General features: G+C 58.1%; 23 protein-coding genes, 1 tRNA gene and 1 pseudogene. 8 read left to right on the plus strand and 17 right to left on the minus strand.

Annotated features, from left to right (window positions below; translation table 11 throughout):
• Nucleotides 1-39: 39 nt before the first annotated feature.
• The 4 genes from FHX09_RS11175 to rsfS form a co-directional block, all read right to left on the minus strand.
• Complete coding sequence (locus FHX09_RS11175) at nt 40-1,362, minus strand: S41 family peptidase (RefSeq protein ID WP_007791027.1); 1,323 nt, start codon at nt 1,360-1,362, stop codon at nt 40-42.
• Nucleotides 1,352-2,806 (minus strand): murein hydrolase activator EnvC, encoded by a 1,455-nt coding sequence (locus FHX09_RS11180; protein WP_132588684.1) that lies wholly within the window; start codon nt 2,804-2,806, stop codon nt 1,352-1,354. The genes FHX09_RS11175 and FHX09_RS11180 overlap by 11 nt, the downstream gene beginning before the upstream one ends.
• A 119-nt stretch (nt 2,807-2,925) precedes the next feature.
• Entirely contained in the window at nt 2,926-3,408 is a 483-nt protein-coding gene (rlmH, locus tag FHX09_RS11185) for a 23S rRNA (pseudouridine(1915)-N(3))-methyltransferase RlmH (RefSeq protein WP_007791021.1), read from the minus strand.
• Between the two features lie 115 nt (nt 3,409-3,523).
• Nucleotides 3,524-3,967: a ribosome silencing factor gene (gene rsfS, locus FHX09_RS11190; protein ID WP_007791018.1), complete on the minus strand. Its 444-nt coding sequence runs from the start codon at nt 3,965-3,967 to the stop codon at nt 3,524-3,526.
• Between the two features lie 204 nt (nt 3,968-4,171).
• Between rsfS and FHX09_RS11195 the strand changes: the two genes are divergently transcribed.
• Nucleotides 4,172-4,543 carry a winged helix-turn-helix domain-containing protein gene (locus tag FHX09_RS11195; RefSeq protein ID WP_007791015.1) on the plus strand — a complete coding sequence of 124 codons (372 nt, stop codon included), beginning with the start codon at nt 4,172-4,174 and terminating at the stop codon, nt 4,541-4,543.
• Here the strand turns inward: FHX09_RS11195 and modC are convergent, their stop codons facing one another.
• The 7 genes from modC to obgE form a co-directional block, all read right to left on the minus strand.
• The gene (modC, locus tag FHX09_RS11200; protein WP_132588685.1) at nt 4,544-5,611 is read right to left on the minus strand and encodes a molybdenum ABC transporter ATP-binding protein; all 1,068 of its coding nucleotides are present in this window, start codon (nt 5,609-5,611) and stop codon (nt 4,544-4,546) included. It abuts the gene before it with no gap.
• On the minus strand, nt 5,608-6,309 hold the full coding sequence (modB, locus tag FHX09_RS11205; protein WP_007791010.1) for a molybdate ABC transporter permease subunit: 702 nt from the start codon (nt 6,307-6,309) through the stop codon (nt 5,608-5,610). Before modB ends, modC begins: the two co-directional genes overlap by 4 nt.
• 74 nt (nt 6,310-6,383) lie before the next feature.
• Entirely contained in the window at nt 6,384-7,169 is a 786-nt protein-coding gene (modA, locus tag FHX09_RS11210) for a molybdate ABC transporter substrate-binding protein (RefSeq protein ID WP_007791006.1), read from the minus strand.
• A 486-nt stretch (nt 7,170-7,655) separates the two neighbouring features.
• Nucleotides 7,656-8,249: a nicotinate-nucleotide adenylyltransferase gene (locus FHX09_RS11215; protein WP_210294156.1), complete on the minus strand. Its 594-nt coding sequence runs from the start codon at nt 8,247-8,249 to the stop codon at nt 7,656-7,658.
• 37 nt (nt 8,250-8,286) lie between these two features.
• Complete coding sequence (locus FHX09_RS11220) at nt 8,287-9,570, minus strand: glutamate-5-semialdehyde dehydrogenase (protein ID WP_132588688.1); 1,284 nt, start codon at nt 9,568-9,570, stop codon at nt 8,287-8,289.
• Nucleotides 9,563-10,732, minus strand: coding sequence for a glutamate 5-kinase (gene proB / locus FHX09_RS11225; RefSeq protein WP_132588689.1), 1,170 nt, complete (start codon nt 10,730-10,732; stop codon nt 9,563-9,565). Before proB ends, FHX09_RS11220 begins: the two co-directional genes overlap by 8 nt.
• Nucleotides 10,719-11,801 (minus strand): GTPase ObgE, encoded by a 1,083-nt coding sequence (gene obgE / locus FHX09_RS11230; protein ID WP_007790993.1) that lies wholly within the window; start codon nt 11,799-11,801, stop codon nt 10,719-10,721. The genes proB and obgE overlap by 14 nt, the downstream gene beginning before the upstream one ends.
• Nucleotides 11,802-11,885: 84 nt before the next feature.
• Here obgE and FHX09_RS11235 point away from each other — a divergent pair, with 84 nt between their 5' ends.
• Nucleotides 11,886-12,749 (plus strand): endonuclease/exonuclease/phosphatase family protein, encoded by an 864-nt coding sequence (locus tag FHX09_RS11235; protein ID WP_183719775.1) that lies wholly within the window; start codon nt 11,886-11,888, stop codon nt 12,747-12,749.
• A 41-nt stretch (nt 12,750-12,790) separates the two neighbouring features.
• Here FHX09_RS11235 and FHX09_RS11240 read toward each other — a convergent pair whose 3' ends face one another.
• From FHX09_RS11240 to rplU, 4 genes are all read right to left on the minus strand, one after another.
• A complete protein-coding gene (locus FHX09_RS11240; RefSeq protein ID WP_037082294.1) occupies nt 12,791-13,378 on the minus strand; it encodes a GNAT family N-acetyltransferase in 588 nt (195 codons plus the stop codon).
• The gene (locus FHX09_RS11245) at nt 13,375-14,031 is read right to left on the minus strand and encodes a GNAT family protein (protein ID WP_007790983.1); all 657 of its coding nucleotides are present in this window, start codon (nt 14,029-14,031) and stop codon (nt 13,375-13,377) included. The genes FHX09_RS11240 and FHX09_RS11245 overlap by 4 nt, the downstream gene beginning before the upstream one ends.
• 126 nt (nt 14,032-14,157) lie before the next feature.
• Complete coding sequence (gene rpmA, locus FHX09_RS11250) at nt 14,158-14,427, minus strand: 50S ribosomal protein L27 (RefSeq protein ID WP_007790980.1); 270 nt, start codon at nt 14,425-14,427, stop codon at nt 14,158-14,160.
• A 35-nt stretch (nt 14,428-14,462) separates the two neighbouring features.
• The gene (gene rplU / locus FHX09_RS11255; protein WP_007790977.1) at nt 14,463-14,780 is read right to left on the minus strand and encodes a 50S ribosomal protein L21; all 318 of its coding nucleotides are present in this window, start codon (nt 14,778-14,780) and stop codon (nt 14,463-14,465) included.
• 304 nt (nt 14,781-15,084) lie between these two features.
• Between rplU and FHX09_RS11260 the strand changes: the two genes are divergently transcribed.
• The 6 genes and pseudogenes from FHX09_RS11260 to FHX09_RS11285 all read left to right on the plus strand — a co-directional run bounded on the left by FHX09_RS11260 (nt 15,085) and on the right by FHX09_RS11285 (nt 20,222).
• Nucleotides 15,085-15,174 (plus strand) — tRNA-Ser (locus FHX09_RS11260).
• 176 nt (nt 15,175-15,350) lie between these two features.
• Nucleotides 15,351-16,895 carry an RNA-directed DNA polymerase gene (locus FHX09_RS11265; RefSeq protein ID WP_184449954.1) on the plus strand — a complete coding sequence of 515 codons (1,545 nt, stop codon included), beginning with the start codon at nt 15,351-15,353 and terminating at the stop codon, nt 16,893-16,895.
• An 81-nt stretch (nt 16,896-16,976) separates the two neighbouring features.
• A pseudogene (locus tag FHX09_RS11270) lies at nt 16,977-18,067 on the plus strand (IS5 family transposase).
• Nucleotides 18,067-18,411: a hypothetical protein gene (locus FHX09_RS11275; RefSeq protein ID WP_016555849.1), complete on the plus strand. Its 345-nt coding sequence runs from the start codon at nt 18,067-18,069 to the stop codon at nt 18,409-18,411. Before FHX09_RS11270 ends, FHX09_RS11275 begins: the two are co-directional and overlap by 1 nt.
• A gap of 165 nt (nt 18,412-18,576) precedes the next feature.
• Nucleotides 18,577-19,116 carry an ImmA/IrrE family metallo-endopeptidase gene (locus FHX09_RS11280; RefSeq protein ID WP_184449958.1) on the plus strand — a complete coding sequence of 180 codons (540 nt, stop codon included), beginning with the start codon at nt 18,577-18,579 and terminating at the stop codon, nt 19,114-19,116.
• Between the two features lie 317 nt (nt 19,117-19,433).
• Nucleotides 19,434-20,222, plus strand: a complete 789-nt coding sequence (locus FHX09_RS11285) for a hypothetical protein (protein WP_184449960.1) — start codon at nt 19,434-19,436, stop codon at nt 20,220-20,222.
• Nucleotides 20,223-20,246: 24 nt separating this feature from the next.
• Here the strand turns inward: FHX09_RS11285 and FHX09_RS11290 are convergent, their stop codons facing one another.
• Nucleotides 20,247-20,603, minus strand: a complete 357-nt coding sequence (locus FHX09_RS11290) for an HNH endonuclease signature motif containing protein (protein WP_184449962.1) — start codon at nt 20,601-20,603, stop codon at nt 20,247-20,249.
• 283 nt (nt 20,604-20,886) lie between these two features.
• The coding region (locus FHX09_RS11295) for an IS66 family transposase (protein ID WP_184449964.1) at nt 20,887-21,734 on the minus strand (848 nt) is incomplete at its 5' end.

Genomic DNA, 21,734 nt, shown 5'->3' on the forward strand with positions numbered 1-21,734 from the left:
GGCCGGACATACCATCCGGCCTGACGCCTCATATTGCAATTACTTGGCGCTGACGGCCTTGTCCGGATTGGGCGGGAAGGCCGGGTCGGTCTTCTTGCCGCGAAGCAGATCAAGCGCGTAGTTGAGCTGGACGTCGTCCTTCGGATCCGGCGGAATATAGGCAACCGAACCGGAGCCTTCATCCGTCTCGCTCTGACCCTTGATGTGCCCGCGCAGGCTCGACTCACCTTCCGTGACCATCTTGCCCTTCAGATCATCCGGCAGCGGCTCCTCGACCTTGATATCAGGCGTGATGCCCGTGCCCTGAATGGAGCGGCCCGACGGCGTGTAGTAAAGCGCGGTCGTCAGTCGCAGCGCGCCGTTTTCGCCGAGCGGGATGATCGTCTGGACCGAGCCCTTGCCGAACGAACGCGTACCGAGAACAGTCGCACGACGCAGGTCCTGCAACGCGCCAGCAACAATTTCCGAGGCCGATGCCGAACCGCCGTTGATTAGCACTATCACCGGCTTGCCGTCCGTCAGGTCACCCGGACCAGCGTTGAAACGGCGGGTCTCATCCGGATTGCGGCCGCGGGTGGACACCACCTCGCCACGCTGCAGCAGCGCATCCGAAACCTGGATTGCCTGATCGAGCAGACCGCCCGGGTTCAGACGCAGGTCGAGCACATAGCCCTTCAGCTTATCGGCCGGAACCGTCTTCTTGATCTTCTCGATCGCCTTCTCGAGATCCGGGTAGGTCTTTTCGGTAAAGGAGATGACGCGCAGATAGCCGACATCATCCTCGACGCGCGACTTCACGGCCTGGACCGCGACGACATCGCGGACAATCGTCAGCTGAATCGGCTTGTCGGCACCCTTGCGGATCAGCGTCAGCTTGATCGGCGTATTGACCGGACCGCGCATCTTTTCGACGGCGTCTTCCAGCTTCAGGCCGCGAACAGACTGACCGTCGATCTCGGAGATGTAATCACCAGCAAGAACGCCGGCCTTGGCTGCAGGCGTGTCGTCGATCGGCGTGATGACCTTGACAAGCTCGTCTTCCATGGTGACCTCGATGCCGAGGCCGCCGAATTCACCCTTGGTCTGGGTCTGCATATCGGCTGCATCCTTGGCATTCATGTAGCTCGAATGCGGATCCAGCGAAGAAAGCATGCCATTGATGGCGTTTTCGATGAGTTTGTCCTCGGCCGGCGGCGTCACATACTGCGCGCGCACACGCTCAAACACGTCACCAAAAACGGAAAGCTCCTTGTAAGTGGAGGCTCCGGCTGCTTCCGCAGGCACACCCGCCGAATAGATGACGCTCATCGCGGTCGCACCCATCAATGCGCCGACCAGAACAAGAGAAGCCCTACGAATCATTGCGTGCCTTTCCAGTGTCTTTAGCGGTCCACCATGGTCGGGAATCGACCGGCTTTCCATCTTTTCGAAATTCAATGTAAAGCGTTGGACGGTTGGTTTCCAGCGCCAATGCAGTCGCGCTCGCCACTCTTTTTGCACCCATGGCGGCAAGCGGCTCGCCGGCGAAAACGAACTTGCCCTGACGTGCGCTAATCGTCTCCATTCCAGAGATGACAAGGTGGTAGCCGTCGCCGGCGTCGAGGATGATCATCTGGCCGTAGCTGCGGAATGCACCCGCATAGACAACAAGCGCGTCTGCGGGAGCGGTAACCACCGTTTCCGGATTGGTGGCAAGCGTCATTCCCATCGCCCCATGGCCGGTTCCGTCAGCATCGCCGAACTGGCGCAGGATATCGCCAGCCACAGGCAATTCCAGCTTCGCCTTCAATTCTCCAAAAGGATATGCGGGCGCAATGCGGTTTTTATCAGGCACGCCGCTCTCTGCGAGAACCCTAGCCTGGGCGCGCTGCTCGTCGGTCAGAAGCTTGCGGTTCTCCTCGGCCTGGCGGGCGGCGGCGGCGGCTTCGCGAACCGATGCGATTTCGGTTTCCATCGATGCGACCAGCCCCTCCAAGCTTGTTGCCTTGCTGGCAAGATCTTCCGAGCGCTTCTTCTCCGCATCCAGTTCCGCGGTGCTGCTGCGGCTCAGCTTCTCGTTTTCGGCAAGAAGCAAGTCCATCCGGCGCTCTTCCTCGATGCTATTCGTCATCGTTGCGGCGAAGCTGGACTTCTCCGCAGCACTTGCCGCCTGCAGTGAAGAAAGGTTGGTGAGATCAGCGGCAAGCTTGTCGGTTTCCTTGCGGATGCCGGGAACCACCGCGCCAAGCAGGATTGCGCTCCGCACCGAAGCAAGCGCATCATCCGGCGTGACGAGCAGCGCAGGTGGCGGATTGCGGCCCATGCGCTGCAAGGCCCCCAACACCTCGGCCAGCAGGCCGCGCCGTTCATGCAGCGACCGGCGAACCGCGTCTTCCTTTACCCCCAGATCGGCTAGCTTCTTTTCGCTCTCCAGTATCTGTTTCTCGAGCGACTTGCGCCGCGTCGCTGAATCGATCAGCGCCTGACGAACGCTGCTGGTACTCTTGTCGAGCTCCGCAATGCTTTTCTGAAGCTCGGCAACTTTGTCGGAGGAAAGGTCAATCGTCTTCGACAAGGCTTCGAGTTCAGCGCGCGTCTCTTCCCGCTTCCTCGCCAGATTCGCTGCCGGATCGGGCCGTTCCTGGGCAACCGTGGCAGTTGTCGCAGGAGGCGCCTCGACCGGTGTCATCTGCACAGCTTCCGACGCATCCCGCGCAAAGGCACTGACGGCAAAGGGGCGGTTCGCAACTGCCGCCAAAGACACGCTCAAGCCTGCGGCCAAAGCCGACAGAATGACGTATTTTTGCTTGAACGCACGTGTCGGCATACGAGCTTCGAAATCCTTTCAAATCGCGTGGAGATTAAGCTGATTTGGCATTCTTTGCCAGATCGATTGAGGGGCCGCGCGCACCACGACGGATACGCCTGCGTGAGAAGCAGTGCCCATCAAACTCGATGATAGGGATGGCCCGAAAGGATCGTAACAGCTCGGTACAGCTGCTCAGCGATCAGCGTGCGAACCAATTGGTGCGGCCACGTCATCTTGCCGAGGCAAAGCGTGGCGTCGGCAAGGTTGTATAACGAAGGATCGAGACCATCTGCGCCGCCGATGACGATCACCAATTCGCGTTTGCCCTGATCGCGATAGTTTCCCAGGAGAGTGGCAAACCCTTCGCTATCCAGCGCCTTGCCCCGCTCATCCAACAGAATGAGAACGCTTCCGTCCGCAAGCGACTTCTGGAGCATCGCCGCTTCGTCGCGCTTACGGGTATCGGCGTTCGACGCACGACTTTCAGCAACTTCGGCCACGCGGGAAAATTCGAGGCCGACCGCAGGACCGGCCTTGGCAAAACGATCGAAATAGCGGGCCGCAAGATCCTTCTCCGGGCCAGACTTCAGCCGCCCCACTGCAAAAAGACCAACACGCATTATCCGCTCCCGCAGTTCGGCACAGGGCGGCACACACATGCCGCCGGCCGGGTTCGATCATCCGGCCAATAAAATGCCGTCTCTCAGGTGCCGGACACAGCGTCCAGGCAGCCTGTTAGTGCACTGTTTCTTCGTCCATATCAGGCGCGGCCCACATCTTTTCGATGTTGTAGAACTCGCGTATCTCGGGACGGAAGACATGGACGATGACATCGCCGGTGTCGATCAGGATCCAATCGCCGCCTTCCTGACCTTCGACACGGGCGCTTCCAAGGCCCTCGTCTTTGAGATCAGTCAGAAGGTGGTCGGAGATCGCCATGACATGCCTGTTCGAGCGCCCGGAGACGACGACCATGAAGTCTCCCAGTGCCGATTTTCCAGCAATGTCGATGGTGACGATATCTTCAGCCTTAGAGTCCTCAAGACTTGTGAGGACGGCGTGCAGGGCGCGGGCGGCAGCATCAGCGCCACGTTCCGGGCTCTTCGGGACAACGGCAAGCGTTTTTCCCTTGGCGTGTACTGTTGTCAGTGCTTTCCCTTTCTCGGAATGACAAAACATGCACATCACTGATTTGGTGACCAAATCATAGTTAAGATAGGCACCAAACCATTAACGTTTCAAGACGCGTGCAATCACAAAGCGTGAATGTCCGTCTTGATCACAAACCATTGTTGAACGGAGGAGTGCGTATGTGGCCCGCTGTGTACAGTCCCTATCACCGCACGTAAAGTAAGTTCCGTTCCGACCGCAAAGATCCGTCCTATGAAAAGCCCCGCCGAAGACACGCTCATTCCTATCCTCCGCATCAGCTTTCCTCATGAGGACCGTCTCGGGCGCGGCAAGATGGAACTGCTCGAACATATCAGGGAAACGGGATCGATTTCCGCCGCAGGCAGAGCGATGGACATGTCCTATCGTCGTGCCTGGTTGCTTGTCAGCGATATGAACCGGATGTTCCGGGACCCCGTGGTCGAATCCCAGCGCGGTGGCCAGAAAGGCGGGGGTGCAGCGCTCACGCCGTTCGGTGATGAACTCCTTGCCCGCTTCCGAAAGATGGAGCGGATGGTGAAGTTCACCCTTGCGGAGGATCTGGCCTGGCTGGAGGCCAACCGATCGCCGCAAACCGATCGTTGATCACTGTTCGAGCGCGACGGTTTTTATGACGGCAAAGACAAACACCCCAATGCGCACGCCCAGCCGCTCTGCCGAAAAACTCGTGATCCGTGAGAGAATGATATCCCCACCGCAATCGACGAGCACATCGATCGTGGCGTCATCTGCCTGCGTCATGTCCCGAACAGTGCCTTCAAGCACGTTCAGCGCGCTCAGCGCCTCGGGCCTTCTCATTGCGAGCATCACGTCGCGAGAGGGGATCCGGACCCGAACCACCTTCCCGGGTGTGAGCGCCGCGCCCGGGACATGAAGCTGCGTTGATTTCAGCGTAATCGTCGCAATGCGATGCAGCGCATCGACGCTTTCGACCTTTCCCTCGAGGAGTGCACCCGCATCACGCCGCTCGAACGAGGCAGGCGAGTGGTTCAGCACATCCACGGCTGAGCCGACCGCCTCCACCTTGCCATCCCGCATGACCACGACCTGGTTGGCGAGGCGCGCCACCTCGGCGATCGAGTGGCTGACATAGACGATCGGAATATCCATCTCGTCGCGCAACCGCTCGAGGTAGGGCATGACTTCCGCTTTTCGGGCATCATCCAACGCAGCGAGGGGTTCGTCCATCAACAAGAGGCGGGGAGCCGAGAGCAGGGCCCGGCCAATTGCCACGCGTTGCTTCTCGCCACCAGAGAGCTTTTCCGGTCGGCGCTCGAGCAGGTTTTCTATGCCGAGCAGCGCGACAATTCGATCCAGGTTCTGCGCCGGACCGGCCGCTTTGGTAAACCACCCACCATATAGAAGATTATGACGGACACTGAGGTGCGGAAACAACCGCGCCTCCTGGAAGACATAGCCGAATCTTCGGCGATGCTTGGCGACAAAGATCCGCCGGTCGGTATCGGTCATGACGTCGCCGTCCAGGATCACTTGCCCACTGTCAGGCCGCGCCAACCCGGCAATGATACGGATCATCGATGTCTTGCCGGAGCCCGAACGACCGAAAAGAGCAGTGATCCCACGCTCAGAAGTGAAGTCGGTATCAAGGGCGAAGGTGCCAAGCCGCTGCTTTGCTTTCACGACAAGCGTCATTCCGGATCAATCCTCCGTCCCGCGATGCGCGACAACAATTCCGACGCTAGCAACGCGACCATCGAGATGGCGACCGCGACGAGCGTCAACCGCAGGGCGCCGGCGTCACCGCCCGGCACCTGCGTAAAGGAGTAGATCGCCGAAGAAATGGTCTGTGTTTCCCCAGGGATGTTGGAGACGAACGTGATGGTTGCCCCGAATTCCCCCATCGCCTTGGCGAAGGAAAGGATCATTCCGGCGATGATCCCGGGCAGTGTCAGCGGCAACGTAATCGTCATGAAAACCCAGAGCGGGCTGGCTCCCAGTGTGCCGGCTGCCTCCTCCAGTTTTCGATCGACCGCTTCGATCGAGAGCCGGATGCTACGCACCATCAGGGGAAAGGCCATGACCGCGCAGGCGAGTGCTGCACCTGTCCAGCGAAACGAAAAGACGATGCCAAAATACTGGTCGAGAAAACTGCCGATCGGTCCGCGCCGCCCAAAGAGGATCAGCAAAATGAAGCCTGTGACGACAGGCGGAAGGATCAGCGGCAGGTGAACGACACCATTCAGGATCGACTTACCCCAAAACCGTCCGCGCGCCAGCAACAGGGCGACTCCGATACCGAATGGCAAACTTGCCAGCATCGCGACCACTGACACGCGCAGACTGAGCAAGATTGCCGTCCATTCATCATTGCTCAGGCCGAGTGCGTCCAAGCCAGTCTCTCCAAAAATAGAAGGCCCGTTCGAACGGGCCCTCTCAGGCTATGCTTTCATGCGAAAAATCGCAATCATTTCAATATGGTGAAGCCCTCCTCGGTAAAGAAATGAGCGGCTTTCTCCGACTTCAGGAATTCCAGGTAGGTCGCGGCATCCGGATTCTTGCTCTCGGAGAGAATGGCGATCGGATAAATGATCGGAGGATGCGAATCCGCCGGGAAGGTGCCGACGACGGCAACGCCCGCGTCCGCGGAGGCATCGGTCTGATAGACGATGCCATAGGGAGCCTCGCCGCGCGATACCAACGCAAGCGCGGCACGAACGCTTTCAGCGCCGGCGACCTTGGCTTCAACCGAGGGCCACACGCCAAGCGCTTCAAGCGCAGCCTTGCCGTACTTACCAGCCGGAACCGACTTCACCTCACCCATGGCGAGCTTGCCATCACCGAGCAAAGTCGCAAGGTCAAAGCCCTTCGTGATCTCGACCGGTTTGGCGTCATCCTTAGCTGCGACAAGCACGATCTTGTTACCCAACAGATTGGACCGGCTGTCGGCCTTGATCAGATTCTTCTTCGCAAGATAGTCCATCCAGTCCAGGTCGGCGGAGATGAAGATGTCCGCCGGTGCGCCGCCTTCGATCTGTTTAGCAAGCGCCGAGCTCGCAGCGTACGAGGCAACAGTCTCCTTGCCGCCCTCCTTCGCCCAAGCAGCATTCGCTGCATCGAGCGCGTTCTTTAGGCTGGCCGCCGCGAAAACGGTGACCTTCTCCGCAGCTGCGGCAGGTGTTGCGGCAACGCCCAGAAAAGCGGCCGAAAAGGCGGCGGCAGCGAATTTGATCCATTGGCGGCGACTGTGCATGATACCTCCCGAGTTTCGAAATATTTGTAGAAATATAACGTCGCCAGCACCTTGGCTAGCGCTATATTTCAACAAGCATAACCCCTCGGATCACTGGTCAACTTCAGACTTCACACATTCGTGAACTGCATGTCTAAACGCCTTCGGCTCCCAAATTTGCAAAAATGACCCCATGATTTTAGGGGAAGATTCCCCAAAGGTTTGGGATCTCGACAGAAATCCCCGAAACTGCGAAATAATTGGGCAGGATGATACCGGTCGCCTCGCATAGCCATGCTTTCAATGCATTGCTGCAATGCAATGAAACCGGTTCAAAAATCCGGTTACTATGGTACAACACACTCATCGAACGGCGATCTCCTCCTCCCAAAGCCGTTGGATATGGATCGGCAGCACTCCTCCTCCCAGTTGTCGATCAAGTTTACAAAGCCCGACGGATCTCCTCCCCCGTCGGGCTTTTCATTTGTCAAACCCGGAAAAATCGAACTATTTCAGAGCGCCGTTCGTGGCGCGGATGGCAGTCGAGCTTAGGCCGGAGCGCGGACCGTGTATGAAGGTCCAGGCTGGCGCCCGCCGCTTCCAGAGCGCGCGCGAATCGTCCTCGTCGATGCGAGCGAAATCAAACGTCCTTGCCATCTTCGATGACAAAAGCGACAGGGTGGAGCCTGGGCGGTCGATAACGGCAATCGGAAATGTGTTGACGATGTCCTGCCAGTGTTGCCACTGATGGAAAGTCTTCAGGCTGTCCGCCCCCATGATCCAGATAAAATGGACATGCGGATTTCGCGCCTTGACGCGAGCCAACGTGTTTGCCGTAAAGCTCGTCGCGAAATCGTGCTCGAACGCCGTGACCTTGACTAAGGGATGGCGGGCAAGCCGCTCGCTCAGCGCGATGCGTTCGGCAAGTGGCAAGAGATGGCGCCGATCCTTGAGCGGATTGCCGGGGGTAACAATCCACCACAGTTGATCGAGGCCAAGCCGCTTGATCGCGATTTCGGCAACCAGCGCATGTCCGTCATGCGGCGGATTGAAGGAACCACCGAAAAGACCAACGACCATGCCGCGCTCCGTATGCGGCATGCGAAGATAACGTCGGTCGACTTCGTCGTTGATCACGTCAGGGCCGGGTCTGTCCGGTGCCGTGCACCCGATACTTGAAGGATGTCAACTGCTCGACGCCGACGGGGCCGCGGGCGTGCATCTTGCCGGTCGCGATGCCGATCTCGGCACCCATCCCGAACTCGCCGCCATCGGCAAACTGGGTCGATGCATTGTGCAGCAGGATCGCGGAATCGACCTCGGTGAAGAATCGTTCGACCACATCGGGATCGTCGGCAATCACAGCCTCGGTGTGGTTGGAGGAATAGGTCTGGATGTGCTGGATCGCCCCGGAAATGCCCTCCACGACGGCAACCGAAACGATGGCATCCAGATATTCCGTCGACCAATCCTCCTCGGTGGCTGCCTTCACGCCAGGCATTGCCTGAACGACGGCTGCCGAACCGCGGATCTCGCAACCGGCTCCTGTAAGGGCGTCCAGCAGCGGGCGAAGATGCGTGCTGGCCACAGCGCCGTCGACGAGAATAGTCTCCACTGCACCGCAAATACCCGTGCGCCGCATTTTTGCGTTGACGACGATCTCCTTGGCCATTCCGAGATCGGCCGAGGCATCCACATAGATATGGCAAAGCCCTTCGAGGTGAGCGAAGACGGGCACCCTCGCCTCGTTCTGAACGCGCGCAACGAGGCTCTTGCCACCACGCGGAACGATAACGTCGATCGCACCATCCAGTCCGCGCAGCATCGCGCCAACGGCAGCGCGATCGGTCACCGGCACGAGCTGAATTGCGTGCTCCGGAAGTCCGGCGGCCTTCAGACCCTGCGCGAGGCAAGCATGGATTGCCTGCGACGAACGCCGGGAGTCCGAACCGCAGCGCAAAATGACCGCATTGCCAGCTTTCAGGCACAGCGCTCCAGCATCCGCCGTCACGTTCGGGCGGCTCTCGAAAATCACCCCGATGACGCCGAGCGGCGTGCGGACGCGCTCGATCTTCAAACCATTCGGCCGTTCCCAGGCCGCGATCACCTCACCGACCGGGTCCTTGAGAGCGGCTATCGCGCGGATGCCTTCAGCCATCTCGACAATGCGCTTTTCGGTCAGAGTCAAGCGGTCAACGAAGGACTTCAGCATATCCGTTCCGGCGACATCCTTTAGATCCTTGGCGTTTTCAGCGAGGATGTGATCCTTGTGGGCGAGAATCGCATCTGCCATGGCATTCAGCGCCCTGTTCTTCGCCTCGGTGGTTGCGAAGCCCAACGGTCGCGCCGCAGCCTTGGCCTTGCGGCCGATGTCATTCATCAGCGCGTCAATGTCAGGGCTCTGCGCAACAGTATCAAGCATAGCTTGTGTCCTTCTTCTGCCTTTCCGATTTTGAACTGATCTGCGACGTCATCACCATGTCGTCGCGATGGATCATGGCCGCGCGTCCTGCGTAACCGAGGATTGCCTCGATCTCCGTCGACTTGCGGCCAGTGATCCGCCGCGCTTCCTCGGCATCGTAGCCGGCAAGACCGCGCGCGATCTCGCGGCCGTTCGGGCCGACAATCGCCACCGTATCGCCGCGGCTGAAAAGCCCGATAACCTTGCGTACGCCCGCGGGAAGCAAGCTCTTGCCCGCGCCGAGCGCAGCGACGGCGCCCTCGTCGACGTGAAGTTCGCCGGCAGGCTGCAACTGGCCCGCAATCCAGGTCTTGCGTGCCGTGACGGGAGTCCTTGAAGGGGCAAACCACGAGGAGCGCGCGCCCTTTTCGATTGCCGAGAGCGGGCTGTCCGTCTTGCCGGAGGCAATGATCATTGCGCAGCCGGCCGTCGTCGCGATCTTGCCAGCATCGATCTTGGTACGCATGCCGCCACGCGACAGCTCGGACGCAGCACCCCCAGCCATGGCCTCGATTTCAGGTGTGATCTCAGCGATCGTGGCGAGAAGCTCCGCCTGTGGATCGAGGTGCGGTGGCGCCGTATAGAGCCCATCGATGTCGGATAGCAGAATGAGCAGATCGGCGCCGGTCATCGTCGCGACACGCGCAGCCAAGCGGTCGTTGTCGCCGTAGCGAATTTCGCTGGTGGCAACCGTGTCGTTCTCGTTGATGATCGGCACGGCGCCGATTTTCAGAAGCTGATTGATAGTGGCTCGCGCGTTGAGATAACGACGGCGCTCCTCGGTGTCGCCGAGCGTCAGGAGAATTTGGCCGGCAACGATCTCCTCCCGCGAAAGGCTCTCTGACCAGGCACGCGCCAAGGCGATCTGGCCGACGGCTGCCGACGCCTGGCTTTCCTCCAGCTTCAAGGCGCCCGAAGGCAGGTCGAGGACCGACCGACCGAGCGCGATCGCTCCCGACGAAACGACGAGGATGTCAACACCCTTGGCCTTCAGCGCCGCAATATCGCGGCATATTGCGTCCAGCCATGTCTTCTTCAGACCCGTCTTGCGATCGACGAGAAGAGCCGAGCCGATCTTGATGACGACGCGGCGATAGCGCTGGAGCGACTTACGCGTCGTCATTGACCTCGCCTTCATCATCCGAGACCATGTCGCGGTGGCGAAGCTTTGGTGCCTTGGCAAGCTTTTCCGCCGCGCCGGCATTCGCCTCGACGATGATATCGCGCAGGGCACGCAACACTTCGGTCATACCCTTGCCTGTCGCCGCCGAAATCTGGAACGGCGTCTTGCCGCAGGCCTTGGCAAGTTCCTTCGTCTTCTTCTTCAGCGTCGCGTCGTCCAACACGTCGATCTGCGAAAGCGCAACGATCTCGGCTTTATCGGTCAGTTCGTTGCCATAGGCTTCGAGTTCCGTTTTGACCGTCGTATAGGCCTTGCCGACTTTTTCCTCCTGCGCAGACACGAGATGCAGCAGCACGCGTGTGCGCTCGACGTGTCCGAGGAAGCGATCGCCAATGCCCACACCCTCATGCGCGCCTTCGATCAGCCCGGGAATATCAGCGAGAATAAACTCCTGCCCGTCGATGGTAGCGACCCCGAGATTCGGGTGAAGCGTCGTGAAGGGATAGTTGGCGATCTTCGGACGCGCACGCGTTACGGCCGCTAGAAAGGTCGACTTACCGGCATTCGGCAAACCGACGAGGCCGGCATCGGCAATCAGCTTCAGATGCAGCCAGACCGTCTTTTCTTCGCCGGGAAGCCCCGGATTTGCCCAATCCGGCGCCTGGTTGACCGACGACTTGAAATGCGCGTTGCCGAAACCACCATTGCCGCCAGTCGCGATCCGGAACCGTTGTCCCTCTCTCGTAAGGTCGCAAATTAATGTTTCCTGGTCCTCTTCGAGAACCTGCGTGCCGACCGGAACCTTGAGTGTCACGTCATCGCCGTTGGCACCGGTGCGGTTTCTACCCATACCGTGCGTGCCGATCTTGGCCTTGAAGTGCTGCTGGTAGCGGAAATCGATCAGCGTGTTGAGACCGTTGACCGCCTCGACCCAGACATCGCCGCCGCGTCCGCCGTCACCGCCATCGGGGCCGCCGAACTCGATGAACTTCTCGCGCCGGAACGAGACACTGCCCGCGCCGCCGTCTCCGGACTTGATATAGACCTTTGCTTCGTCGAGAAATTTCATTTTACTTCCATTGTCCAGTGGCAGTTCATCGCCCCTCTTGCCGCTTTCGATATAGGCGGTTCAATCGGAGGTCAAAGGATTATCGTGAAGTTTGCGAGCTATAACATACAGTACGGCTTCGGTCTTGATGGCATCTACGACCTCGACCGAATCGCCGCGAGCCTTGAGGGCAGCGACATCATCGCGCTGCAGGAGGTGACCCGAGGCTTCGTTCGCAACGATTATGCCGACATGGTTGCGGACCTCGCAGCGCTTTTTCCCGACCATTTCTGGGCCTATGGACCGGCTTGTGATCTGCATGTCGAAGAGGCTTCGGACGGTTGGCCGCCGCGCGGAACCCGCTTCCAGTTCGGAAACATGTTGCTCTCGCGCTGGCCTATCCTGTCGACCCGAACGCTGCTTCTGCCGCGCAGCCGAACGATCTCCAAGATCAATCTTCAGCGTGGCGCGACCGAGGCCGTTGTCGGGACACCCGCCGGCGCGCTGCGCGTCTATTCGGTGCATCTCGATCATGTCTCCATCGACGAGCGCAGCCGGCAGCTTTCCCATCTGAATGAGCACATCAACGCCTTTGTTGCCGAGGGCGGGTCGCTCACGGGCGGCGCAGAGTTCGACATCAGCGATCCGCCGCTGCCCGAGGATTACGTCGTGATGGGTGACTTCAACATGACGCCGGAATCGCCGGAATATTGCATTTTTGCCGGCGCCAGCGATGGCTATTACGGTCGTGTCCAGCGTATCGGTACACCGATCGACACGCTCGCGGCGCTGAAGGCCTATACGCCCGGCAGTTATAGCTGGATGGATCCCAAGGATCACGGCAAACGCATGCATCTCGACTACTGTTTCGTCAGCTGCGGCCTTGCAGGCCGCCTGAAATCCGCGAAGATCGACACAAATTCGGTCGGCTCTGATCACTTCCCTGTCTGGGTCGAGATCGATGGCTAAGGCTTGAGGCGTCCCGACACATCGGGACGTCTCCTTTCATCTCAAGCGATCCTGGCCTGTTGCAGGGCACCCGGCTTCAGCATGGTCTCGACATGCGTGACCATGGTGTTGCGCGCGTAGCTGTAGATTTCGCTACAACCGGTCATGCGGAAGCCGAGCTTTTCCTGCAACCTCAACGACGCCGGATTGTCCGCGAAGACGCCGGAATGAACCGTCGTCTCCGGCATACGGCGCGAAAAGCGCTCCAGCACGGCCGAGACCGCCTCGCTCATATAGCCGCGCCGCCAGTAGAAGCGGTTCAGCCAGTAACCGAGGTGCCAAAGGCCATGGCGAAGCTCGATCGCGACGACGCCGATATGGGCGTCGTCGCCGGCCGTGATGGCAAACTGCCAGTCGGGCATGCCACCCGCCGTCACCGGAACCAGCCAGTCCAGCGCATCCTGCCTGTCGTAAGGCGCAGGAACGCGCGCGAGCATGCGGGTAACGGCGAAGTCGGACAGCGTATCCGCGATCGCATCTGCATCGCCCAGCCTGTGCGGGCGCAGCACCAGCCGGTCGGTAGCGATGACCGGCAGCGGGCCGGGCGTCATCGATTGGCTCCTGGGCCTCTGAAGACTGATCGCGTTCATAGGACGCTCCCCCAGCTTCTCAGCGACATCCAGGTCTTGCGGTCGAGCCTGTACCACTCGACCGGCACGTTGCTGCCGAGCGCCAGCGATGCCGCCAGCCCCGATCCCTGGAACTGGAAACCGCACTTCTGGATGACCCGCCGCGAAGCGACGTTCATCACCCGGCAACGGGCATCGATCTGGTCGACATCCTGCCGTGTGCGGAAGACCATATCGACCAAAGCATGGCATGCCTCTGTCATAAAGCCTTGGTTCCAATAAGGTTCTCCGAGCCAGTAACCGATCTCGACGGTCCGCCCATCGAGATGCGGTTCGACCCCGCAGCACCCCACAAATGCGCCGTTCTCCGCCTTGGTGATCGCATAGACGCACTTGCCAATCTCGCCGTTTTTCGTGCGACGCACGAAGTCGGCAGCATCATTGGCCGTGTACGGGTGCGGCATGCGCGACACCATGGTGGCGACTTTGGCGTTGTTGGCAAGATGGGCAAGGGCGTCGATGTCTTCTTCGTGGGGCGCGCGCATGACGAGCCGTTCCGATAACAAGACAGGGCAATCGGTCCTTAACCGCTCTGGCCTCAGCCGTTCCTTGGGAGACCGCTGGTCTTCCCGGGGAGACCGCGATTGGCCTTCCCTCAACAATTCGCCTTGCATGTTCAGTCCTCCTTCGTTGGACAAGAAAAAAGGGGAGATGGCGCCCCATCTCCCCTGTTTTCTAGACTGAACCTGTTACGCTCAGCCGGGTCGATGAGACGCCGGCTGTTTTAGAGCGCTACCGGCTTATTCCGCTGCTTCCGCTTTCGGCATTACAGACACGTATACGCGACCGTTGGCCTTCGTTCGGTAGTTCACATTGCCGGCGGTAAGAGCAAAGATCGTGTGATCCTTGCCGAGGCCGACGTTGGAACCCGGATGCCACTGCGTACCGCGCTGACGCACGATAATGTTGCCTGCGATGACGGTTTCGCCGCCGAACTTCTTCACGCCAAGGCGCTTGGATTCAGAATCACGACCGTTGCGCGATGAACCGCCAGCTTTTTTGTGTGCCATTGGAGTTCTCCTTTAAACCTTAAAGTCCCGTGATCTTACTTAGCAGCCACGATGTCCGTGATACGGACAACGGTGTGATGCTGGCGATGGCCGCGCGTACGCTTCGAGTTCTGACGACGGCGCTTCTTGAAGGCGATGACCTTCTTGCCGCGGTTGTGCTCGACCACTTCGGCCTTGACGGAAGCGCCCTTGACGAAGGGAGCACCAATCGCAGCGTCGGCGCCTTCGCCGATTACGAGGACTTCGGTGAATTCAATTGCATCGCCAGCGGTTGCTTCAAGCTTCTCGATGGTCAGCACGTCGTTTGCTGCCACACGGTACTGCTTACCGCCGGTCTTGATGACTGCGAACATTTTTTATCCTTTCATGTTCGTTCCGGCTCGTGCCCGCCAAACAGCAGGTGGCCGTCTTTTTATCAGTCGAGGTTAAGCAGGGATTTCAGGAGCTTCAGCCCAGAACTCTCACTGCCGGTGATCTGCCCGCGCAAGCGCGAGACAGGCAGGCGCAGACTTCTCCACACCTATTGCGGAGCCGAGATACGCGAGCCCCAAAAAACTGTCAAGGCAAAAGGATGAAAAGCTTTGAGATTTCGTCTTGCCAGCTTGTCATTCTCTCGTTATGAGAACGCCCGCGCCGAACAAGCGCCGACCAGACCGCGGAGAGGTGGCAGAGTGGTCGAATGCACCGCACTCGAAATGCGGCATACCTGCAAGGGTATCGTGGGTTCAAATCCCACCCTCTCCGCCATTTGATCCCTTCAAGCGCAAGGCTTCCCCGGGGTCCGCTGATTCCTCTCGAAATCGAGTGCTTTTGCTAGATTTAGCCAGAGCCACAATTTCGGCACGCAACTATTGCCGCCACGCAACCTTTACAACTAAATCTCCCCTGTGCCAAATCGTGGCAACTTCTTGGAGCAATCATCTATGCCGCATCTCGACCGCCAGGCGCTGCTTTGGAGCCTTGAGCATATCGTGGAACACGGCGACACCGACATTTTCCCCTATCCCTTTGAATTTGAGTTTTTGCGCGAAAAGAAGCAAGAGATCGCCGACGCCCTTGCTGCCGAGAATACTGCTACCTTCAGGCCTCTTAGTCCGCTGGACTCTCTCGTGCCGAAGAGCAGGCACGGATTCCGGGTTGCGCATCAGCTATATCCGACCGACGCTATATTCTTACTCGCTGCGACGTCATCGGTTGGCCCACAAATTGAAGCGGCGCGTGGCGATGTCGACGCACGGCCGGGTTTCTCCTATAGATATGAACCCGGCGACAATTTTAAGATGTTCGCGGAGGGCTGCCGTTATAGCAATTGGCTTTGGACACAGTTTGCTCAGGTCCAGTTTGCGGAGCCCGGCGCCTTCACTCACGTGATCGAGGCCGACATCTCAGACTTCTATCAGAGAATTTACCATCACCGCCTCGAAAACAATCTCAGGGAAGCTGCGGGAGAAACAACAGAAACCCGATTGATTACAGCGTTCCTACGTGACATCCGCGCCAGGCAGTCGTTTGGAATACCGGTGGGCGGAAATGCATCGAGGCTTCTCGCTGAACTCGCACTTGTAGATATCGACAGGGCTCTGGTCGGCGAGGGGTATCTGGTTTCTCGCTATGTCGACGATTTCCGCATTTTCATACGAAATGGCCAAGATCCTTATGATGCCTTGGCATTCCTCGCGGACAGCTTGTGGGCCGGCGAAGGCCTTTCGTTGGCGTCATCTAAAACGCGCGTCATTCAATTTGAGATATATCGCGAAAACTTACAGCTCCTAAGTGGTGAAGACGCAGATCAAGCCGAGGCATCAGCGGTAGAACACCTCCTTTATACAATTTATGAGGCGGAGGACAGCACCGAGCCTCTAGCCCAACTCGCTAACGTTGATCTTGTTGCAGCGATCTCTGAAGAGATTGAAAAGGAGTTCTGGGACCTTGGCATGATCCGAGTGCTCCTCAGGGCTATGAAGCTAACGAGAGATCCGGCATCCGTCCAGTTCATCCGCGACAACTACGCTCGCCTTATTCCCTTCGCGAAAGAACTCGTCCTACTTATGGAGGAGCTTAAGGCGGATGGCCAGATATCGTTCCAGGATATGGAAAACTCTATCTTAGATCTGATCCTGAGCCCCGCTATTCGTCACCTCCACGTCACCAGGGCGTGGCTTCTTGAGGTATTTGTGAGGGGGGTTGTAGAGATCGGGGCGGTGCAAGCGCGACGATTGGATGCTTTAAATCATACACTCGATCAGCGCGCTCTTTTCCAGATTCGGGCACGCTTGGGCGATGTTCATTACTTCCGGCAGAGAAAAGCTCGAATCCACGAGCTCACACCGTGGCTGCAGCCTGCTTTTTTGTATTCAGCGGCTTGCCTGCCGGCGGAGGAGTATCGAACCTGGTTGGGAAACATCCGGCAAATTTTAAATTTCCCGCTATCGCTTTTGTTCGTCGAATGGGCGCGGGCTCGCCGATAGGTTTAGCAGGCTGTTGAAAAAGGCATGGCGCACGGGCTCTTGTCGTGATTCACTCTCGTTATTGCGATTTGGAGCTGATGGATGCGCGGCGGCGATGTGAGGACAGGCGAACTCTTCAGCTATGTGGATCTTGAGGCTCGTGTTCGAAAAGATCATCCTCCACGGGCCATCCGGCAGATCGTGAACGAAGCGCTCGTTTTATTGGAACAAGATTTTGCAGCGCTTTATTCACCGATCGGGCGGCCTTCGATTGCGCCAGAAAAGCTCCTTCGCGCCATGCTTCTGCAAGCCTTCTATTCGATCCGTTCTGAGCGACTTCTGATGGAGCGGTTGGAATACGACCTTCTCTTCCGCTGGTTCGTCGACATCGGCGTTGACGATCCCGCCTGGAACCATTCAGTGTTTTCGAAGAACCGCGACCGGTTGCTTGAGGGTGACATCGCTGCGAAGTTCCTGGGTGCAATCCTTTCCCAGCCCAAGGTAAAGCGGCTGCTGTCCACAGACCATTTCTCTGTCGATGGCACGCTGATCAAAGCCTGGGCGTCGATGAAGAGCTTCAGGCCGAAGGACGGTTCGGACGAACCGCCGTCGGATGGCGGTGGTCGCAACGCGGAAGCAGACTTCCATGGCGAAAAGCGTTCCAACGAGACGCATGCATCAACGACCGATCCGGATGCAAAGCTGTATAGGAAGGGAAAGGGCAAGGAGGCCAAGCTGTCCTTCATGGGGCATGGGTTGATGGAAAACCGCCATGGTCTTCTGGTCAATGCTTACCTGACGGAAGCAACCGGTTACGCCGAACGCATCGCGGCTCTTCACATGATTGAACCCTTCTGCGACCGGCCACAGGCAATCACGCTTGGTGCCGACAAGGCTTATGACACGAAGGACTTCGTCAAAGATTTGCGGTCGATGAAGGTGACGCCCCACGTGGCACAGAACGTCAATGGTCGCCGCTCGGCTATCGACGGACGCACGACACGCCATCCCGGCTACGGGGTCAGCCTCCGTATTCGCAAGCGTATCGAAGAGGCGTTCGGCTGGATCAAAACCGTCGCGGGCAGGACAAGACAAAATTCCGCGGTCGCGACCGCGTCGGATGGGCTTTCACCTTCGCGGCAGCGGCCTACAATCTTGTGCGGCTGCCGAAGCTCATGACGGAGACAGGCTGATGGCGAGAGTCTCTACTTTCGCCAAGGCCTTCGCCGGTCGTTGGCGCATCGTCGAGATGGACAACTGGGACAATGACGCCCTCGATCTCGTCGAAGAGGCGCATCTGACATTCCAGGGCACGGCCGACGGCGAAATCGCATTCGTCGCGCTCAAGGGCTTTCTCGATGTCCGCTACGGCGCACGCGATGGATCAGCCTGTGCGGAGTTCTCGTGGGAAGGACAAGACGAGAATGACCCGGTCTGTGGTCGCGGATGGGCAGCCCTTGGCTCCGCTGGACGCCTTGTCGGGCACATCTATATCCACAACGGAGACGATTCCGGCTTCGTGTGCGAACGCGACTGACTTCTTCAACAGCCTGTTAGAGGCATTCCGGGCTGGTGAGCGATTCGCGAAATCGGACTCTATCTCGAATTTCTGTCAACAGTTTTCTAGCTATTCGAGCCGAATCAGTTAGAATAGGAAGAGAATCCTGTGCGCACTTTCGACAGCGGTCAAAGCAGGTGGGAGATGTCAGAGAGCAAACCAATTCCAACACGCGCCTCAAAGGAGCGGATTCATGCGTTTGCCGAGGAGATCGCTAAGAAGCTGTCTTTTGGGCCAGGCGATGACATTGAGATGCTTGTCAAACGTCTCGGTGGCAAGATCCATATAAAGGATCCGATCAACTTTAGCGGCGAGTATCCCGAGTCGATCATTATCCGCTCGGCTACCGATTTTACTATCTTTGTGCCCAGTATGACCTCACCAGAGCGCGACCGATTTACGATAGCGCACGAGCTTGGTCACCTGGCACTTCACTATCCGCTTTTTCTGCAAAAATATCCCGGCACACCGATGATAGCTACTCGCTGGGTAGATGAGACTGATCAGATTCAGCAACGTGCTGAGTGGGAGGCGAATTGGTTTGCCGCTGGATTCCTCATGGGAGGCAAGGCTTTTAAAGAGGCATTCATTGAATGCAGAAAGAGTTTGTCGCTTGTCGCCAGCAAGTTCGGCGTGAGCGCCGCGGCGGCAGAAATTAGAGCGAAGAATCTAAGTCTTATTTGATGGCGAAAACGTGCCCTGAATACCGCCTCCGGTTGTTCTTATCGGTTGATTTGGTCGGCTCAACAAGTTTTAAGGCTCGGCACAACGGGCCAAGCATGGATTCTGCCTCCCCCAACCCTGCTTGGGTAGGGCAAATTAGACATTTTTACCGCGATTTTCCCGACAAGGTCAGAAGGGCCTTCGAGAAAGTTGATAAGCCCGCTACGTGGTCGGATGACTATGTATCCCCGCAAGTCTGGAAAACCATCGGGGACGAGATCGTATTTTGCTGCCAAATATCCTGTCTTTGTCACTTGGTAGTCTGCACGAAATCGTTTGTGGACGCTCTTGAGCAATACGGCAGATACCTTGATTCCCAGGAAAATATTGCCCTCGACGTAAAGGGCTATGGATGGATCGCTGCGTTCCCTTTCCCCAATGTCACTGTGCAAGTGTTCGATCCAGGCGATACTTCGAACATGACTACCACCGCGACCTGGGACCTCCCAGACGAGGGAGTTGAGTTGAACGCTGATGCTCGGCCAGCTCGGTTCGATTTTCTTGGCCGGGAGATAGATTCAGGGTTTCGAACCGGAAAATATTGTTCCGCCGATAAGTTGTCGATGTCTGTCGAACTCGCGTGGTTGATTTCAAAGTATGGAGACGAGGCTCCCATGAAGGGGGTAGAATTCACGTATGCTGGCCGACAATCCATGAAGGGCGTTTTGGGAGATCGTCCTTACCCGGTCGTAGCGCTCGATGTTGAACGCAGCGCCGCGCGTCGAAAGGTTCGCGATCGAGAAAGAGATCTCATGGCAGTTGCTGGCAAAGCCCTAAAGGCTGATGCCGTTCATAGCTTCTTGGACTCATTCATGGAGGACGAGGGCATAGTAAAACCATGGCTTCGCAAGAATCTGGCAGACAAGTCTCCTCCTGATCTTCCCGACGAGTATAAGGTTTTCAAGGATACTTGGGAGGCAATCGAAGTCGAAGTTAGCAAGCGGGCAACCAGCGAATTGCAAGCGGCTGAGCAGGACAACTTAGCCGACGAGGTCGACGACTTGGACGAAGCCGTGACCGCCGCCAGCGAGGCCATGATTGAAAAGGCGTCGCAAACAGCGCCCTAAACGTTGAGAGCTACCCTCTCTAGATTAGGAGGACATGTTCGGCGAACGAGCAGCAGCTTGCTCCTGCGCAAGTCGGCGATGTCTCGAAAGATAAACCTCATGCCTATCCGTCAGACCCCTCACTTTCTGTTGCTGAAGCTTATCAAGACCCGCCTGTGTTAGCTGCGCCTCGGTGAGGTTTGACACGACATCCCAACTCCCCTCCGGCGACAAAGTTATTAGACCCCTATCGAAGGCCGCGTCCAGGGCCGCAGAAAGGAGCAGCCCGTTGTAAGGGTCAAGGCGTTCCTGATCATCCGAGGCCGACCAAGGGTGTATATGAGACGCAACTAATAGGCTCTCGATATCGAGTCCAGTCGCACAGCATTTCGCTCCCCACATCTCAATAAGATCGGCACGGAATTTTCCTTGGCCAACTCGCGCTTGAGAGATAGCTAGGCGGGTCGTTTCTATGGGTTTGCCGCTGCCCTGAAATCCGCCTCGTGTGACACCCGCGTCGATGGAACCCGGTCGTTCCCTCTCAAGCAGAGTGCCAATGCGTTCGAATAACGGGACCGCGTCAACATCTTCAATCTGAGTTAGATAAATCGTAAGCGCGATTTTCGATGCGCATTGACGACGGCAAGACCGATGAACGTGCGCGCATTGGTAGCGAGATCCGGCTCTATCCGGCCGCAGTAGTCTTGGAGAAGTTGAACGGCAGCAGGTCGCCGATTTCGGCCGCTTCGCCCCGCTGCGGCAACTCTGTGAGCACGTGGCGCAGCCAGGCGAGCGGGTCGACGCCGCAGGCGCGGCAAGTCAGCATGAGACTGTAGATCACGGCGCTGGCCCTGGCTCCGTCAGCGGTATCGCTGAACAGCCACGATTTTCTTCCGGTGGCAAAAACTCTGATCTCGCGTTCCAAGATGTTGTTATCGATCGGCATCGTGCCGTCGCTGGTGTAACGCGTCAGGTAATCCCATTGGTTCAGGGTGTAGGACACGGCTTCGCCGAGCTTGGTATCCGGCACGACCTTTGGCGCGATATTGTCGAGCCACACCTTTAGAGCATTCAGAACAGGCAGGCTGTGCTGTTGGCGGAAACGGCGAATGCAGTCAGCCGTCGTCTCCCCGGCATCTGGGGTTTTGTCTCTTGCCTGCTTTTCGATGCGGTAGAGCTGCTCGAAGAACCGGAGCGCCTGTTCCGGCGGTCCGCCTCCATTCTTCCTGGTTTTGAGGGCCTCGACGAAGCGCCGCCGGGAATGCGCCATGCATCCGACATGGGTTGCGCCATTCAATGTGCGCCAGGCTGTATAGCCATCAGTGACGAGTATGCCTTGGTAGTCACCAAGGAAGGTCTGCGGGTGGATCTGACCGCGGCCGGGCTGGTAGTCGAGAAGCACGATCGGCTCGTCACTATCCTCGCTGCTGCGATAGGCCCACATGTACGACGTGCTGGTGGCTTCCTTGTCCTTTTCCTTGAGGACTTGGACCGTCGTCTCATCGCCATGAATGAGAGGCTGCGATCGCAACC

The organism is Rhizobium sp. BK538, assembly GCF_014197575.1.
Taxonomy (GTDB): Bacteria; Pseudomonadota; Alphaproteobacteria; order Rhizobiales; family Rhizobiaceae; genus Rhizobium.